This window comes from Cellulomonas cellasea (genome assembly GCF_030372105.1).
Classification (GTDB): domain Bacteria; phylum Actinomycetota; class Actinomycetes; order Actinomycetales; family Cellulomonadaceae; genus Cellulomonas_A; species Cellulomonas_A cellasea_A.
The window spans coordinates 244,397-259,753 of record NZ_JAUDBQ010000001.1 but is presented as its reverse complement, the minus strand read 5'-3'; the positions used below and the strand labels follow the sequence as shown (position 1 = coordinate 259,753).

The 15,357-nt window shown below is 72.3% G+C and carries 15 protein-coding genes; 14 read left to right on the top strand and 1 reads right to left on the bottom strand.

The genetic code is table 11. The features are described from left to right. The first annotated feature begins 151 nt into the window (after positions 1-151). The 12 genes from QUV83_RS01140 (at position 152) to QUV83_RS01085 (ending at position 12,923) form a co-directional block, all read left to right on the top strand. Positions 152-2,527, top strand: a complete 2,376-nt coding sequence (locus QUV83_RS01140; protein WP_289561797.1) for a chemotaxis protein CheA — start codon at positions 152-154, stop codon at positions 2,525-2,527. Beyond that, positions 2,524-2,940 (top strand): chemotaxis protein CheW, encoded by a 417-nt coding sequence (locus QUV83_RS01135; protein ID WP_289561795.1) that lies wholly within the window; start codon positions 2,524-2,526, stop codon positions 2,938-2,940. The genes QUV83_RS01140 and QUV83_RS01135 overlap by 4 nt, the downstream gene beginning before the upstream one ends. 46 nt (positions 2,941-2,986) lie before the next feature. Beyond that, positions 2,987-4,741, top strand: coding sequence for a methyl-accepting chemotaxis protein (locus QUV83_RS01130; RefSeq protein ID WP_289561794.1), 1,755 nt, complete (start codon positions 2,987-2,989; stop codon positions 4,739-4,741). A gap of 107 nt (positions 4,742-4,848) precedes the next feature. Next, on the top strand, positions 4,849-6,519 hold the full coding sequence (locus QUV83_RS01125) for a methyl-accepting chemotaxis protein (RefSeq protein ID WP_289561792.1): 1,671 nt from the start codon (positions 4,849-4,851) through the stop codon (positions 6,517-6,519). Between the two features lie 121 nt (positions 6,520-6,640). After that, positions 6,641-7,798: a protein-glutamate methylesterase/protein-glutamine glutaminase gene (locus tag QUV83_RS01120; RefSeq protein ID WP_289561790.1), complete on the top strand. Its 1,158-nt coding sequence runs from the start codon at positions 6,641-6,643 to the stop codon at positions 7,796-7,798. Beyond that, positions 7,795-8,673 carry a CheR family methyltransferase gene (locus tag QUV83_RS01115; RefSeq protein WP_289561788.1) on the top strand — a complete coding sequence of 293 codons (879 nt, stop codon included), beginning with the start codon at positions 7,795-7,797 and terminating at the stop codon, positions 8,671-8,673. The genes QUV83_RS01120 and QUV83_RS01115 overlap by 4 nt, the downstream gene beginning before the upstream one ends. Beyond that, positions 8,670-9,053 carry a response regulator gene (locus QUV83_RS01110; protein ID WP_289561786.1) on the top strand — a complete coding sequence of 128 codons (384 nt, stop codon included), beginning with the start codon at positions 8,670-8,672 and terminating at the stop codon, positions 9,051-9,053. The genes QUV83_RS01115 and QUV83_RS01110 overlap by 4 nt, the downstream gene beginning before the upstream one ends. Beyond that, entirely contained in the window at positions 9,050-9,529 is a 480-nt protein-coding gene (locus QUV83_RS01105) for a chemotaxis protein CheX (RefSeq protein ID WP_289561784.1), read from the top strand. The genes QUV83_RS01110 and QUV83_RS01105 overlap by 4 nt, the downstream gene beginning before the upstream one ends. Before the next feature lie 66 nt (positions 9,530-9,595). After that, a complete protein-coding gene (locus tag QUV83_RS01100) occupies positions 9,596-9,958 on the top strand; it encodes a response regulator (RefSeq protein WP_289561782.1) in 363 nt (120 codons plus the stop codon). Continuing rightward, positions 9,955-10,449 carry a hypothetical protein gene (locus QUV83_RS01095; protein ID WP_289561781.1) on the top strand — a complete coding sequence of 165 codons (495 nt, stop codon included), beginning with the start codon at positions 9,955-9,957 and terminating at the stop codon, positions 10,447-10,449. The genes QUV83_RS01100 and QUV83_RS01095 overlap by 4 nt, the downstream gene beginning before the upstream one ends. A 92-nt stretch (positions 10,450-10,541) precedes the next feature. Beyond that, positions 10,542-11,345 carry a CAP domain-containing protein gene (locus tag QUV83_RS01090; RefSeq protein WP_289561779.1) on the top strand — a complete coding sequence of 268 codons (804 nt, stop codon included), beginning with the start codon at positions 10,542-10,544 and terminating at the stop codon, positions 11,343-11,345. A gap of 99 nt (positions 11,346-11,444) precedes the next feature. Then, positions 11,445-12,923, top strand: a complete 1,479-nt coding sequence (locus QUV83_RS01085; protein ID WP_289561777.1) for an NCS2 family permease — start codon at positions 11,445-11,447, stop codon at positions 12,921-12,923. Here QUV83_RS01085 and QUV83_RS01080 read toward each other — a convergent pair. Then, positions 12,901-13,413, bottom strand: a complete 513-nt coding sequence (locus tag QUV83_RS01080; RefSeq protein WP_289561776.1) for a VanZ family protein — start codon at positions 13,411-13,413, stop codon at positions 12,901-12,903. The genes QUV83_RS01085 and QUV83_RS01080 overlap by 23 nt on opposite strands. Positions 13,414-13,496: 83 nt before the next feature. Between QUV83_RS01080 and QUV83_RS01075 the strand changes: the two genes are divergently transcribed. Both QUV83_RS01075 and QUV83_RS01070 read left to right on the top strand, forming a co-directional pair. Further along, positions 13,497-14,006 carry a MarR family winged helix-turn-helix transcriptional regulator gene (locus QUV83_RS01075; RefSeq protein WP_289561774.1) on the top strand — a complete coding sequence of 170 codons (510 nt, stop codon included), beginning with the start codon at positions 13,497-13,499 and terminating at the stop codon, positions 14,004-14,006. Then, the gene (locus QUV83_RS01070; protein WP_289561772.1) at positions 14,003-15,331 is read left to right on the top strand and encodes an MFS transporter; all 1,329 of its coding nucleotides are present in this window, start codon (positions 14,003-14,005) and stop codon (positions 15,329-15,331) included. Before QUV83_RS01075 ends, QUV83_RS01070 begins: the two co-directional genes overlap by 4 nt. The last annotated feature ends 26 nt before the right edge of the window (positions 15,332-15,357 follow it).

The following is a 15,357-nucleotide window of genomic DNA, read 5'->3' as shown; positions in this document are numbered from 1 at the left end:
TCAGCGCGCGGGCGAGCGCACTCGAGCCCACCGGGATCACCCGGTGACGCCTCGCCGCATCCCTCAACTGCGCACCTCCGCTGTCGATCAGTGAGTCGACGTCGGTGGACCGCCCTCGACGAGGCACAGCTGGAGGCGCTCCGTGGAGGACATGGACGACATCGTTCGCGAGTTCCTCGTCGAGAGCCACGAGAACCTGGACCAGCTGGACCAGGACCTCGTCGCGCTCGAGGGGTCCCCGGGCTCGCGGGAGCTGCTCAGCAGCGTCTTCCGCACCGTCCACACGATCAAGGGCACCAGCGGCTTCCTCGCGTTCAGCCAGCTCGAGCGGGTGACGCATGCGGGGGAGAACCTGCTCGTCGAGCTGCGCGACGGCCACCGCCAGATGGACGGCCCGACCACTGACCTGCTGCTGCGCCTGGTGGACACCGTGCGCGCGATCCTCGCGGCCATCGACCGGGACGGCGCCGAGGGCGACGTCGCCGTGGACGACGTGATCATGGCGATCACCGAGCTGCAGAACGGCGGAGCCCCGGCCGCGACCGAGCCCGCGCCGCCGGCCGCCACCGAGGTCGAAGAGCCTGCTGAGCCCGCCGCCGCTGTCGAGGCCCCCGAGCCCGACGCGCCCACTGAGCCCGACGCCGCCACCGAGCCTGCTGCCCCCGCCGAGTCCGCCACCCCCGAGCCGTCGCCGGAGCCCGCCGCGCCCGCGGCCGCCGCCGAATCCGTCCTCGGTGTGCCGCAGCAGCGCCGCATCGGCGAGCCGCGCACCCCCGCAGCCCCTGCTCCCGCCGCGCCGGCGGCCACTGACGACTCCACATCGTCGCGGGGCGTCGCCGACGCCTCGATCCGCGTCGACGTGGACCTGCTGGACGCGCTGATGCGCCAGGTCGGGGAGCTCGTGCTCGCGCGCAACCAGATCACCCGGCTCGCGACGGGCGGCGAGGACGCCGAGCTGACGCGCACCGCGCAACGCCTCAACCTCATCGCCGGGGAGCTGCAGGAGGGGGTCATGAAGACCCGCATGCAGCCCATCGAGCACGTGTGGTCCAAGATGCCGCGCATCGTCCGGGACCTGGCGGCGCACTGCGACCGCGAGGTGCAGCTCGAGATGCTGGGCGGCGACACCGAGCTCGACCGCAGCCTGCTGGAGGCCGTCAAGGACCCGCTCACGCACCTGGTGCGCAACGCCGTCGACCATGGCATCGAGTCGCCCGCCGAGCGGGTCGCCGCCGGCAAGCGGCCCAAGGGGCTGCTGTCGATGCGGGCGTTCCACGCGGGCGGGCAGGTGGTCGTGGAGATCTCCGACGACGGCCGCGGCATCGACCCGGAGAAGATCGCCGCCAAGGCGCTCGAGCGCGGCCTGCGGACCGCCGAGCAGCTCGCGGTGATGAGCCAGGGCGAGATCATCAACCTGGTGTTCCACGCGGGGTTCTCCACCGCGGAGTCGGTCACGAACGTCTCCGGCCGCGGTGTGGGCATGGATGTGGTGCGCACCAAGATCGAGGCCATCGGCGGGGCTGTGGACGTCGACTCGACGGTCGGGCGCGGCACGGTGTGGCGGCTGGGCATCCCGTTGACGCTCGCGATCATGCCGGCGCTGACGGTCGAGTGCGCGGGCGACCTGTACGCGGTGCCGCAGGTCAGCCTGCTGGAGCTCGTCGCGCTCGACACGCAGCGCTCGCGTGGGGGCATCGAGTACGTGCACTCGGCGCCGGTCTACCGGCTGCGCGGGGAGCTGCTGCCGCTGGTGTCCCTGGCGGGCGTGCTGCAGGTCGGCTCGGGCCCCGAGGCGGGAGTCGAGCAGGGCGGGGTCATCGCCGTGGTGCAGGCCGACCAGCAGCGATTCGGGCTGTTGGTGGACCGGGTGCTCAACACTGAGGAGATCGTGGTCAAGCCGCTGTCGGCGCGGCTGAAGTCCATCGGCGTGTACGCCGGGGCGACGGTGCTCGGCGACGGGCGGGTCGCGCTCATCCTGGATGTGCAGTCCATCGCCCGGCGCGCGCTGACCAGTGAGGGCGAGCTGGCCCGGGCGGCCCGCGAGTTCGACGTGGAGCTGGAGGAGGCCGCCACCGAGCAGGTGCTGGTGGTCGGCATCGGGCGGGGCCGCCGGGTCGCGATGCCGCTGGCGTCCGTCGCACGGCTCGAGCTGGTGCCCGCCGACCAGGTCGAGCTGGTCGGCGGCCGGGAGGTCATCCAGTACCGCGACACGATCCTCCCGCTCGCCCGCCTCGACCGGGTGCTGCGGGCGCATGGCGCCGCGGGCGCTGAGGATCCCGCCGAGCTGCTGCTGGTCGTCTACACGCATGAGGACCGCAGCGTCGGGCTCGTGGTGGACGAGATCATCGACATCGTCGACGACGACGCTGGCCGGCACTCCGACATCGTCGACACCGGCCTGCTGGGCTCGACGGTGCTGGGCGACCGGGTCACCGAGCTGTTGGACGTGCGGGGCGCCGTCCTGGCCGCCGATCCGTCCTTCTACGACGCCGATGCCAGCCGTGACCTCGTGGGGGCCGTCCGATGAGCCAGTTCGTGACCTTCACCCTGGGCGGCGGCCTGTACGGGGTCGCCGTGACGCGCGTGCAGGAGGCGCTGCGCGCGCACACCCGCACTCGGGTCCCGCTGGCCCCGGTGGGCGTGGCGGGGCTGGTGAACCTGCGCGGGCAGGTCGTGCTCACCGTCGACCTGCGCGCCCGGCTGGGTTTGGAGCCGTTGGCCGAGGGCGCCGAGCCGATGATGGTCGTGGTGCAGGTGGACGGGGAGCCCGTGAGCCTCCTCGTCGACGAGATCGGCGATGTGGTGGATGTCGGCCCCGAGGCCTTCGAGTCGCCGCCCGACACCCTCGACGCGCGCCTCCGCGCCGTGATCCTCGGCGCGTACAAGCTCGACGCCGAGCTGCTTCTGGTCCTCGACGTCGACTCCGCGGCAGCGGCCTGACAGGGACGCCCGGTCTGAGATCTGTTTTCCATGAAGGAGCCCGATGATGCGCACCTCTGAGCGTTCCCCCGACCTGCCCTCCGCTGAGGAGCCCGAGGCGGCCTCGCTGGAGACGCCGGAGGCGGCCTCTGCCAAGGGGGAGCCGACAACCGCTGAGGTCGCGCCGGAGCCCGTCGCGCCCCGGAAGCCCCGGAAGGCCCGGAAGCCACGCCGGGGCCTGCGGTCGTGGTTCGTCGACCGGTCGGTGCGCACCAAGATCCTCAGCTGCATCCTCATGCTGGGCGTCGCCGCCACGGGGACGGGCGTGTACGCCTTCATCTCGCTGGGGAAGGTCGCGGACCGGTCGGCCGAGCTCGCGACGGTGCAGCGGGAGGTCGTCGCGCGGGTGGCGCAGGTGACGGAGGCGGAGGTGCGCGCGCAGCTCCTGGTCGCGCAGATCGCCGCGGCCGACGTGTCGCTGTCGGCCAGCCTGAAGGGCGAGCAGGACAAGAACGACGCCGCGATGAACGCGGCGATGAAGGGCCTCGAGGCAGGAGGCGGCGGGACGTACGAGGTGTGGCAGTCGTTCAAGGACGACTACGCGACGTGGCTGGGGGTGCGCGACACCGAGCTGGTGCCCGCGGGCCTGTCGGGCAACCTCGACCGGTACAACCTGCTGCTCGAGACGCGCAGCCAGGCCCTCACGATGGCCTTCGAGGCGTCGCTCGCCGACCTGCGCGTCGACATCACCCAGTACTTCGACGCCGTGGCCGCCGAGGGCCAGGCCGAGGCGCAGACCGCCAAGCTGATCCTGGTGGCCAGCCTGGCCGTCGGGCTCGTGCTCTCGATCGTGCTGGGCAGCCTCACCGCGAGCTGGATCCGCCGCTCCGCGGCCAGCGTGCAGAAGTCCCTGGAGGCGATGGCCGAGGGCGACTTCACCGTGACCAGCCACGTGGCCTCCCGTGACGAGATCGGCAAGATGGCCAGCGCGCTGGGGGTGGCCCAGGAGTCCGTGCGCGGCGCCCTCACGGAGGTCGCCAGGACCGCCCAGGCCGTCGCCGCGGCGACGGAGGAGCTGTCAGCGGCGACCGTCCAGGTGGCCGCCGGATCGCAGGAGACCTCCGAGCGGGCCGGCGTCGTCGCGTCGGCCTCCGCGCAGGTCAACCGCAACGTGCAGGCCGTCGCGTCGGGCTCGGAGCAGATGGGCTCCTCGATCCGGGAGATCGCGCAGAACGCCAACGAGGCGGCGAAGGTGGCGTCTGCCGCCACGGGAGTCGCGGAGTGGACCAACGCGCAGGTCGCGAAGCTCGGCACATCGAGCCAGGAGATCGGCAACGTCGTCAAGGTCATCACCTCGATCGCGGCGCAGACGAACCTCCTGGCGCTGAACGCGACGATCGAGGCCGCCCGGGCGGGCTCCGCCGGCAAGGGGTTCGCGGTGGTGGCGGGCGAGGTCAAGGAGCTCGCCTCCGAGACGGCCCGGGCCACCGAGGACATCGCCCGCCGAGTCGAGGCGATCCAGGTGGACACCTCCTCAGCGGTGGGCGCCATCGCGGAGATCGCGCAGGTCATCGCCAACATCAACGACTACCAGCTCACCATCGCCTCAGCGGTGGAGGAGCAGACGGCCACCACCAACGAGATGTCCCGCGGGGTCGGCGAGGCCGCGGCCGGCTCGGAGGAGATCAGCTCGACTATCGCCGGGGTGGCGGCGGCGGCCGAGTCCAACGCCGTGGTGGTCAGCCAGATGGGAACCGCCGTGGAGGAGCTCGCCCGCATGTCCGCCGATCTGCACGCGCGGGTGGAGACGTTCAGGTACTAGCGCGAGTTTCACCTCCTGGCCCCGGGGATTTCGCCCCGCCCGAGTCTCACGCACGCCCCACGGCCGCCGATGGGCCCCGTACCACCAGGTTCAGCGAAGGAGCGGGCATGCGGGTCATGAGAGTCGCGGCACGACGGCGCGGTGGCGAGCCCGCGGGCGCCCGCCGCCCTGGCAGTGCGAGCCGCCCGGCCCGCACCGGCGGCTGGCTCGCGGCGCGGTCGGTGCGGACCAAGATCCTCGCGGCGATCCTGCTGCTCGCGGTCGTGGCGCTCGCCGCCGGCGCCTATGCGGCCGTGGCGATGCGCTCGATCGCCGCGGACACGCAGGAGCTCGCGCGCTTGCAGGAGGAGACGGTCTTCAAGCGCAGCGAGGTCGAGCAGGGCCAGCTCGCCGCGCGGGTGATCGCCGCGGAGATCGCCGCCTTCGACAACGAGCGCATGACCGACGCCTGGCTGGCCAAGCAGGCCGAGAACGACGCGGCGGTGAGCGAGGCGATCGCCGAGTACGAGCAGGCCTTCGACAGCGGCGAGGCGTGGGAGACGTTCAAGACGACCTACGCCAAGTGGGTCAAGCTGCGCGACGGGGTGCTCATCCCCACCGCGCTCAAGGACGACCGCGTCTACTACTCGACGCTCGTGGAGGACTCCAGCCAGCCGCTGGTGGACACCTACACCGCGGCTCTGGGACGGGTCGCGGACGAGACCAACTCCTACTTCTACACGGTCGCCGAGAGCGCCGACGCGAAGGCGCAGCGCGCCGTGCTGATCCTCACCGCGAGCCTGTCGGCGGCGCTGGTGCTCGTGGTGGCGCTCGGGCTGGTCATCGCCCGCTCCATCCGCAGGTCCGTGCAAGAGGTGCACCACGCGCTCGAGGCCATGGCGGGGGGCGACTTCACGGTGGTGGCCACGCAGCGCTCGGAGGACGAGCTGGGGCGCATGGCCAGGGCCCTGACGCAGGCGCAGGCGTCGGTGCGCGCGACGCTGGAGGGGGTCAGCGCCACAGCGGGCGAGGTCTCCGGGGCGGCGCACGACCTGGCGGGCGCCGCGGCGCAGGTGAGCGCCGGGTCGCATGAGACGTCCTCGCAGGCAGGCGTGGTGGCCGCGGCCGCGGAGCAGGTCAGCCGCAACGTGCAGGCCGTCGCGGCCGGCGCCGAGCAGCTCGGCGACTCGATCCGGGAGATCGCGCAGAACGCCAACCTCGCGGCGAAGATCGCGACCGAGGGCGTCGAGCACGCCCGGGCCGCGGCGGTCACCGTCGACGCGCTGGGCGCCAGCTCCGCCGAGATCGGCACAGTGGTCAAGTCCATCACCGCCATCGCCCGGCAGACCAACCTGTTGGCGCTCAACGCGACCATCGAGGCGGCCCGGGCGGGCGCGGCGGGCAGGGGGTTCGCCGTCGTCGCGGGGGAGGTCAAGGACTTGGCGTTGGAGTCGGCCCGGGCCGCGGACGATATCGCCGCCCGCGTGCAGGCCAACCAGGAGCACACCGCCTCGGCGGTGGCCGCCATCGAGGAGATCTCCTCGGTGATCGCCCAGATCAACGACTACCAGCTCACCATCGCCCTGGCGGTGGAGGAGCAGACCGCCACCACCGGCGAGATGTCGCGCGGCGTGCAGGAGGCCGCCGCCGGCACGGGCGAGATCGCCGAGCGGATCACGTCCGTCGCGGGGGAGGCGGCGCAGACGTCGGGCGTCGTGACGCAGATGGAGGTCTCCGTCGACGTGCTGGCGGCGAACTCCTCGGACCTGCGCTCCCGGGTGGCCGCCTTCACTTACTGACACCTAGCGGCCTGACGCCTAGCGGCCGTGCGCCGGATCACTGCGGCGCACTGCTCAGGATCCGACCGTGCCAGCCGATCAGGACGACATGCGCCCATTCGGGCGCCAGGCAGGAGCTCCTATGACCCGCATCCGGGTGCTGGTGGTCGACGACTCGGTCGTCATCCGCCGGCTCGTGACCGAGGCGTTGTCCACCGACGCGTCGGTCGAGGTCGTGGGCACCGCGTCCAACGGCAGGCTGGCCTTGGCCAAGGCCGCCCAGCTCGGGCCCGACCTGATCACCATGGACGTCGAGATGCCGGAGATGAACGGCATCGAGGCAGTGCGGGAACTGCGCCGCACGGGTCATCGGATGCCGATCGTCATGTTCTCCACGCTCACCGAGAAGGGCGCGGCGGCGACTCTCGACGCGCTCGTCGCGGGCGCCAGCGACTACGTGACCAAGCCCAGCGGCAGCGGCAGCGTCCAGGAGTCGTTGCAGCGGGTCGCCGGGCAGCTCCTGCCCAAGATCCACGCGCTCGTCGGCCCCGGGTTCGAGCTGCCGGGCCGCGTCGAGCGCGCCGCGCCGCCGGCGCCCGGGCTGACCCGCCCGCCGGCCCGCCCGGAGGGCGCCGATCCCGCGCCGGGCCGCCCCGAGCCATCGCGCCATCCGGTGCGCGCCGTGGTGATGGGCTCCTCGACGGGAGGCCCCGAGGCGCTGTCCCGGGTGCTCGGCTCGCTGTCCCAGCCGCTGCCCGTGCCGGTGCTCGTCGTGCAGCACATGCCGCCGGTGTTCACCCGCCAGCTCGCCGCCCGCCTGGACCGGATCGGGCCCTCGACGGTGGTCGAGTGCCACGGCGACGAGGACGTGCTGCCCGGCCACGTGTACGTGGCCCCCGGCAACCACCACCTGGAGCTGCGCCGTGTGGGCTCCGGCCTGCGCACGGCGCTCACCCAGGCGCCGCCGGTGAACTTCTGCCGGCCGGCCGTCGACGTGCTGTTCCGTTCCGCCGTGCAGGTGCTGCGCGGCGACCTCCTGGGCGTCGTCCTCACCGGCATGGGCGCCGACGGGCGCACGGGCTGTGAGGATGTCGTGACCGCCGGCGGCACAGTGGTCGTCCAGGACAAGGCCTCCAGCGTCGTGTGGGGCATGCCGGGCGTCGTGGCCGCCGCGGGCCTGGCCCACCGGATCGTGCCGCTCGACGAGATGGCGCAGGTGATCGAGTCCACCGTGCAGCGGGCCGCCACGCGTCCTGCCGGGCTGCGCGGCCTCGCCGTGTCGCAGGGCGGGGCGTCATGAGCCTCACCACCGACTCGTTCGAGTTCGTCGCCGACCTCGTGCGGCGCCGCAGCGCCATCCAGCTCGAGGCGGGCAAGGAGTACCTGGTGGAGAGCCGCCTGGCCCCGCTGGCCCGCCGCGCGGGCCTCGGCCTCGACGAGTTCGTGAAGTCCGTGCGGGCCGCCGCGTCCGAGCATGAGCGCGACCTGGTGGTGGAGGCGCTCACCACCAACGAGACGTCCTGGTTCCGGGACGGCGCGCCGTTCGTGGCGCTGCGCCAGCACATCGTCCCGGCGCTGACGGCCGACGCCGTCGCCCCCCGGCGGCTGCGGGTGTGGTCGGCCGCCTGCTCCACCGGCCAGGAGCCGTACTCCATCGCGATGACGCTGCAGGACGCGCTGCCGTCGCACGTCGACGCCGACATCCTGGCCACCGACCTGTCCGAGCAGGTGCTGGCGCGGGCCCGCGCGGGCCTGTACAGCCAGCTCGAGGTCGATCGCGGGCTGCCGTCGGCGATGCGCGAGCGCCACTTCCAGGCCGCGGGGTCCGAGTGGCGCATCAGCGACGAGCTGCGCGCCGCCGTCCGGTTCATGCGGCACAACCTGTTGGACGCCTCGCCCGCCGGGCAGGGGTTCGACCTCATCTTCTTGCGCAACGTCCTCATCTACTTCGACGTGGCCACCAAGCAGCAGATCCTGGCGCGGATGCACCGGGTCCTGCGGCCAGGCGGGTTCCTGGTGCTGGGCGCGGCGGAGACCACCATCGGCGTCGACGACGACTGGGAGCGCCTGCCCCTCGGCAGGGGCTCGGTGTACCGGCCGCGTGGCGCCGCAAGTGACCCGCCGCCGTGGCCGGCCACAGTCCCGACCCCCTTCGGATCAGGAGCCCCCCGATGAGAGCACTGGTGATCGACGACTCACGGACGATGCGGCGCATCGTCACGCGCATCCTGGAGCCGCTCGGGTTCGAGGTCGCGGAGGCCGCCGACGGCCAGCAGGCCCTCGACCTGCTCGCCGGCGGACTCGAGGTCGACCTCGCGTGCGTCGACTGGAACATGCCCGTCATGGACGGCCTCACCTTCGTCACGCGGGTCCGTGCGAACCGCGAGTGGCGGGGGATCACGCTGATGATGGTGACCACCGAGAGCGAGCAGGGCCAGATCGTGCGCGCGCTCGCGGCAGGCGCCCACGAGTACCTGGTGAAGCCGTTCACGCCGCTGGAGTTCGAGGAGAAGCTCGCGCTGCTCGGCCTGCTCCCGGTGGGAGGCGCCCGATGAGCATCGTGCAGGTCAGCGGGGAGGGCCAGCGCCGCACGTTCGACGGCTCGCAGGTGCAGTCCATCGCGGAGCAGGTGTTCTCGGCGATGATCGACGACGACCCCAGCGCGCTGGTCCTGTGGGCGGGGCTCTTCCCCGACCTGGAGGACTCGATGGACGCCTGGGTCGATGTCACCGGCCCGTGGACGGGACGCGTGGCGCTGACCACGGAGCTCACCACCGCGCACGACCTGAGCCGCGCGCTCCTGGGCATGGGCCCCGAGGAGCCGGTGGGCGACGACGACGTGGCGGACGCGTTCGGCGAGGTGGCGAACGTCGTCGGGGGGAACGTGAAGACCCTGCTGACCGAGGTGGGGCGCCTCGGGCTCCCGCAGGTCGCCGACGCCGCGCCGCCCATGGCGGGCACTGTGCTGCACGAGCTGCGCATGGCGTGGCGCGGGCGCCCGCTCGCCGTCATCGTCACGGCCGCCGAGTAGTGCCCGAGAGTTCCGACAGCCAGGAGATCCGGTGCGCGATCGGCGCACCCCAAGGGAGGGAACACCATGCTGCGAGTCCTCGTCGCTGACGACAGCCGCGTGATGCGGCAGATCGTCATCCGCACGCTGCGTCAGGCGGGGTACGACTGGTCCGTCACCGAGGCGGCCGACGGCGCCGAGGCGTTGGCGGCGGTCCGGGCCGATGAGCCGGACCTCGTCCTCTCGGACTGGAACATGCCCGAGATGACGGGCATCGAGCTGCTGCGCGAGCTGCGCGCGGCCGGGTTCTCCACGCCGTTCGGCTTCGTGACGTCGGAGGGGTCGCCGGAGATGCGCCAGGCCGCCGAGCAGGCGGGGGCGTTGTTCCTCATCGCGAAGCCGTTCAGCGCGGAGTCCTTCCGCGACGTCATCGAGCCGGTGCTCGCATGAGCGACCTGACGCCGCTGCCCGCGGCGAAGGAGGTCCGCGACGTCATCGCCGACCTGCTCGGCCGTGACGTGCAGGTGCTCACGGGTGGCGGGATGGTGGACCCGGCGGACGAGTTCGGCGCCCTCGTCGGGGTGTATGTGGACCGCCGCCTGCAGCTCAGCGCGTTGGTCATCATGGACCTCGACCTGGCGGCGCGGTGCGGGGCGGCCATCGCGCTGATCCCGTCGTCGGGCGCGGAGCGCGCGATCGGCGCGGGCGCGCTGCCGGAGAACCTGCTGGACAACGCGAGCGAGATCCTCAACGTGCTCGCCTCGTTGTTCAACGGCGAGGGCCTGCCGCACCTCAAGCTCGACGCGGTGTACGAGCCCGGCCAAGCGCTGCCCGCCGACGTGTCCCAGTGGGTGCTGACGTATGTGCGCCGGCTCGACCTGGACGTGGACGTGAAGGGCTATGGGCCCGGCCGGTTCTCGATGCTCGTCCTGGGCGGCTGACGGCGCTCGGGTGCGGGGCCGGGCGGCGTGATGAGAGCTTTCACATGCGCCGCTCGGCGATCTGCGGGTCACGATCGGATAACGTGCCGCAGATGAACTCGACCGATGCGGACGTGACGCCTCCGCGTCGGCGGGACCTCCGGGCGTGGCGTACGCGCAAGGCCCGACGGGCGCGCAGGCTCCGCCGGACGGTCGGCGTCGCCGGGGTCCTGCTGCTGGGCGCGGCAGTGGCCGTCGCGGCCCCCGCGCTCCGCGACGAGTCGGGCACGGTGACCCTCGCGGGCTTCCCGGACCGAGTCACGGCGCTCGTCGAACGGGACGGCCCCGGGGTCTCGCGCAGCGGGTCCCGTGAGGCGACGCCGCTGGTCAGCGCGGCGAGTGAGACCGGCGACCCGACGGCGACGACGACCACCGCGCCCCCGCCTGCCGCAGACCCGCCGCCAGCCGACGCGCCACCGGCCGACGCCGCGCAGGCCGCTGAGCCCGCGCCGCCCGCCGATCCGCCTGCCCCTCCGGCCGATCCGCCTGCCGACCCCGCCGTGGAGTTCGCCGCGACACTCGTCGCGCAGACCAACGAGCAGCGCGCCGCCGCGGGCCTCGCGGCACTGGCGACGTCCGAGTGCGCAACGTCACAGGCGGCACAGCGCGCGGCCCTGCTCGTCGCCGAGGGGCGATTCGAGCACGATCCGCTGGGCCCCATCCTCGCCGCATGCGAGGGCCGCACCGTGGGGGAGAACCTCGCGCTGGGGTACCGGACGCCGGCGGAGATGACCGCGGGATGGATGGGATCGCCGGGGCACCGCGAGAACATCCTGCGCGCGTCCTACACATCGGTCGGCATCGGGTGCGTCAGTGGGCCGCGCGGCATGCTGTGCGCCCAGGTCTTCCTCGGCTGAGGCCCTATCGCACAGGATTCACGCGCGCGCAAGCGCTGGAGTGTTCAGGCGATGGACGCGCGCACGATCTCCTCAGTTCGATCTGAGACTATTCGCGCCATGGCGACAACCTCCCCCGATGTCGTGAAGGCGTCACCCCCGCAGGGCGCCCTCGACCGCTTCTTCAAGATCACCGAGCGTGGCTCCACCATCGGCACCGAGATCCGCGGTGGCCTGGTCACGTTCTTCACGATGAGCTACATCATCGTCCTCAACCCGATCATCCTCGGCCTCGTCCAGGACGGCACCGGCCAGTACCTGGGCGGGGGCGACGAGCCCAATCTGGCGATGATCGCCGCGGCCACGGCGCTGGTCGCCGGCGTGCTCACCATCCTCATGGGCGTGGTCGCGAACTTCCCGCTCGCGCTCGCCGCAGGCCTGGGCCTGAACGCCGTGGTGGCGTTCTCCATCGCCATGCTCCCGGACATGACCTGGGCCGACGCGATGGGCATCGTGGTGCTCGAGGGCCTCATCATCCTCGTGCTCGTGCTCACCGGATTCCGTGAGGCCGTCTTCAAGGCGGTGCCCGCGCCGCTCAAGACCGCCATCAGCGTCGGCATCGGCCTGTTCATCGCGTTCCTCGGCCTGGTCAACGCGGGCTTCGTCCGCTCCGCGGAGTCCACGCCCCTCGAGTTGGGCATCGGCGGCTCGCTGAGCGGCTGGCCCGTCTTCGTCTTCGTCGTCGGCCTGGTCATCGCCATCGTGCTGATGGTGCGCAAGGTCAAGGGCGCGATCCTCATCGCGATCCTCAGCTCCACCGTGCTGGCCGTGATCGTCGAGGCGATCGCGAAGGTCGGCCCGCAGAACACCGACGGCTCGAACCCCACAGGCTGGGAGCTGAACGCCCCGTCGATCCCCGACACGTTCGTCAGCGTCCCGGACTTCGGCCTGCTCGGGCAGTTCTCGCTGTTCGGCGCCTTCGGCAAGATCGGCATCGTCGCGGTCATCCTGCTGGTCTTCTCGATCCTGCTCGCGGACTTCTTCGACACGATGGGCACCATGGTGGCCGTCGGTGGCGAGGCCGGCCTGCTCGACGAGGACGGCAACCCGCCCAAGACCAAGCAGATCCTCATCGTCGACTCGTTCGCGGCTGTGGCGGGTGGCGCCGCTGGCGTCTCCTCCAACACCAGCTTCGTGGAGTCGAGCGCTGGCGTCGGCGACGGCGCGCGCACCGGCCTGGCCTCGGTCGTGACCGGTATCGCGTTCCTGCTCGCGACGTTCCTGGCCCCGCTGGTCGACATGGTCCCGTCCGAGGCCGCCGCCCCCGCGCTGGTCGTCGTCGGGTTCCTGATGGTCATGCAGGTCACCGGCATCGACTGGAAGAACTACGAGATCGCGATCCCGGCGTTCTTCACGATGGTCATGATGCCGTTCACGTACTCGATCACCGCGGGCATCGGCGCGGGCTTCATCGCCTTCGTCATCATCAAGATCGCCGTCGGCAAGATCCGTCAGATCCACCCGCTCATGTGGGTCGCGAGCCTGCTGTTCCTCGCGTACTTCACGCTCACCCCGATCAAGGACGCCCTCGGCGTCTGATCTGCGCCTCCTGCTCGCGAGCCGGGTCCACCCCTTGGGGGGAGGGGCCCGGCTCGCGGCGTCTGCGGGCCCGTGCGGCGAGCGCGGCGTGCGCCACGGCGAGGAGGGCCAGGCCCACTGCGGCGCCGCTGGTGTTGAGCACGACGTCCTGGACGGTGGGCACCCGGCTCGGCAGGAACGCCCGCTGCGCGAGCTCGATGCCGGTGGAGGTGGCGCAGGCCGCGGCGACGACCACCGCCCACCGCCTGCGCCAGCCCAGGAGCAGCCCGACGAGCACCCCGAACGGCACGAACATCAGCACGTTCGACACCGCCTCCACGCCGTCGTAGGTGACGGGCGCGCCGCGCTCGGCGAGCCAGGCGATGACCTCGCGCACCAGGTCGAATGTCTCGGGCTCGGCGGGCTCGGGGCGCAGCGTCATGCGGGCGACCAGGGCGAGGTAGCCGGCGAGGGCGAGGTGCAGCGCTGCGCGCCGGTGAGACTCGGACATCTCGCCAGGGTAGGGCGGCCTCGGGGCCCGCGTGGGGGCTTTGCCGCCTTTCGTTACCTGAGGTAATGAGTTAAGGTAACGGCATGACGTGTGCTCCCGCTGCTGACATACCCGGCCGGGCGGCGCCGAACCCAAGCGCGAGCCCTGCCGCCAGCCCCGTCACCGCGAAGCAGGCCCGCCCGAACGAGCTCGCAGGCGAGATGCGGGTCGCGGTCTTCCGCACCGCGCGCCGCGTCAAGTCCGAGCGGGGCGCCGCCGACCTCTCCGACTCCCAGTTCTCCGTCCTCGCGTGGCTGCACCAGGACGGCCCGATGGCTCCCGGCGCCCTCGCCGACCGCCAGCACGTCCAGCCGCCGTCCATGACCCGCACGGTGAACTCCCTGGTCGAGCTCGGACTCGTCGAGAAGGGGGAGCACCCCACCGACCGCCGCCAGGTCGTGGTGAGCCTCACCGACGCCGGCACCGCCGAGGTCCGCGAGACCCGGCGCCGCCGCGACGAGTGGCTCACCAAGCGACTCGCGTCCTTCACCCCCGCCGAGCGCGCCACCCTGGCCGAGGCCACTGTCCTGCTGCGGAGGCTCGTCGCCGAATGAGCCAGATGTTCGCCTCGCTCAAGCACTTCAACTACCGGCTCTGGTTCTTCGGCGCGCTGGTCGCCAACATCGGCACCTGGATGCAGCGCGTCGCGCAGGACTGGCTGGTCCTCACCGTCCTCAGCGACGACTCCGGCGTGGCCGTGGGCGTCACCACGGCGCTGCAGTTCGCCCCGACCCTCCTGCTGTCCGCCTGGGCGGGCGTGCTCGCCGACCGCGTCGACCGCCGCAAGCTGCTGATCGGCACGCAGTCGGCCCAGGCGGTGCTCGCGCTCGGCCTCGGCGTGCTCGTCCTGGGCGGCCACGCCGAGCTGTGGCACGTCTACCTCTTCGCCGCGGGCCTCGGCTGCGTCTCGGCGATCGACGGCCCCGTGCGCCAGACCTTCGTCGCCGAGATGGTGCCCGCCGCCGGCCTGTCCAACGCGGTGGGCCTCAACAGCGCGTCCTTCAACGCCGCGCGGCTCGTGGGCCCCGGCCTGGCCGGCCTGCTCATCGCCTGGGTCGGCACCGGCTGGGTGTTCATGATCAACGGCGTCACGTTCGTCGCGACGATCTTCGCCCTCACCCAGATGCGGCAGTCCGAGCTGCACCAGCTCCCGTCCGTGGCGCGTGCCAAGGGCCAGATCCGCGAGGGCATCGCCTACGTGCGCCGCCGCAGCGACATCCTGGTGATCATGGTCGTGGTGGGCGTCGTGTCGACCTTCGGCCTCAACTTCCAGCTCACCAGCGCCATGATGGCCCGCACCGAGTTCGGCCGCGGGGCCAGCGAGTACGGCATCCTCGGCTCGGTGCTGGCCATCGGCTCCCTCGCGGGCGCCCTGATGGCGGCCCGGCGCGAGCGCCCCCGGGTGCGGCTGGTGATCGGCTCCGCGTTCGCCTTCGGCATCGCGAGCGGCGCGATGGCGCTCATGCCCACGTACACCAGCTACGCGATCGCCTGCATCCCCGTCGGCTTCGCGTCGCTGACCATGATGACGGCGGCCAACACCACCATCCAGATGAGCACCGACCCCGCGGTGCGCGGGCGCGTCATGTCGCTCTACATGATCGTGTTCCTGGGCGCGACGCCCGTCGGGTCGCCCATCGTCGGGTGGGTGGCCGAGGAGTTCGGCGCCCGCTGGTCCATCGGCATCGGCTCCATCACCGCGCTGCTGGTCGCGTCGGGCGCGGCGCTGTGGGTCAAGCGGCACTGGCGGCTCGAGGTCCGCTACCGGGTTCGCAGCCGCCCGCACCTCGACGTGCGCCACCCCCCGGTGAGCACCCCGCAGACGGCGGTCGCCGAGGTCCGCGCGCAGGAGACCACGACGTCGACCACTGCGGTCTAGACCCGATCCGCCACGGCCCGGGCAGG

What these genes read in the sequence shown, in the direction of transcription:
- QUV83_RS01140 (WP_289561797.1), top strand. Translation starts at nt 152, where the DNA reads ATGGACGACATCGTTCGCGAGTTCCTCGTCGAGAGCCACGAGAACCTG.
- QUV83_RS01135 (WP_289561795.1), top strand. Translation starts at nt 2,524, where the DNA reads ATGAGCCAGTTCGTGACCTTCACCCTGGGCGGCGGCCTGTACGGGGTC.
- QUV83_RS01130 (WP_289561794.1), top strand. Translation starts at nt 2,987, where the DNA reads ATGCGCACCTCTGAGCGTTCCCCCGACCTGCCCTCCGCTGAGGAGCCC.
- QUV83_RS01125 (WP_289561792.1), top strand. Translation starts at nt 4,849, where the DNA reads ATGCGGGTCATGAGAGTCGCGGCACGACGGCGCGGTGGCGAGCCCGCG.
- QUV83_RS01120 (WP_289561790.1), top strand. Translation starts at nt 6,641, where the DNA reads ATGACCCGCATCCGGGTGCTGGTGGTCGACGACTCGGTCGTCATCCGC.
- QUV83_RS01115 (WP_289561788.1), top strand. Translation starts at nt 7,795, where the DNA reads ATGAGCCTCACCACCGACTCGTTCGAGTTCGTCGCCGACCTCGTGCGG.
- QUV83_RS01110 (WP_289561786.1), top strand. Translation starts at nt 8,670, where the DNA reads ATGAGAGCACTGGTGATCGACGACTCACGGACGATGCGGCGCATCGTC.
- QUV83_RS01105 (WP_289561784.1), top strand. Translation starts at nt 9,050, where the DNA reads ATGAGCATCGTGCAGGTCAGCGGGGAGGGCCAGCGCCGCACGTTCGAC.
- QUV83_RS01100 (WP_289561782.1), top strand. Translation starts at nt 9,596, where the DNA reads ATGCTGCGAGTCCTCGTCGCTGACGACAGCCGCGTGATGCGGCAGATC.
- QUV83_RS01095 (WP_289561781.1), top strand. Translation starts at nt 9,955, where the DNA reads ATGAGCGACCTGACGCCGCTGCCCGCGGCGAAGGAGGTCCGCGACGTC.
- QUV83_RS01090 (WP_289561779.1), top strand. Translation starts at nt 10,542, where the DNA reads ATGAACTCGACCGATGCGGACGTGACGCCTCCGCGTCGGCGGGACCTC.
- QUV83_RS01085 (WP_289561777.1), top strand. Translation starts at nt 11,445, where the DNA reads ATGGCGACAACCTCCCCCGATGTCGTGAAGGCGTCACCCCCGCAGGGC.
- QUV83_RS01080 (WP_289561776.1), bottom strand. Translation starts at nt 13,413, where the DNA reads ATGTCCGAGTCTCACCGGCGCGCAGCGCTGCACCTCGCCCTCGCCGGC.
- QUV83_RS01075 (WP_289561774.1), top strand. Translation starts at nt 13,497, where the DNA reads ATGACGTGTGCTCCCGCTGCTGACATACCCGGCCGGGCGGCGCCGAAC.
- QUV83_RS01070 (WP_289561772.1), top strand. Translation starts at nt 14,003, where the DNA reads ATGAGCCAGATGTTCGCCTCGCTCAAGCACTTCAACTACCGGCTCTGG.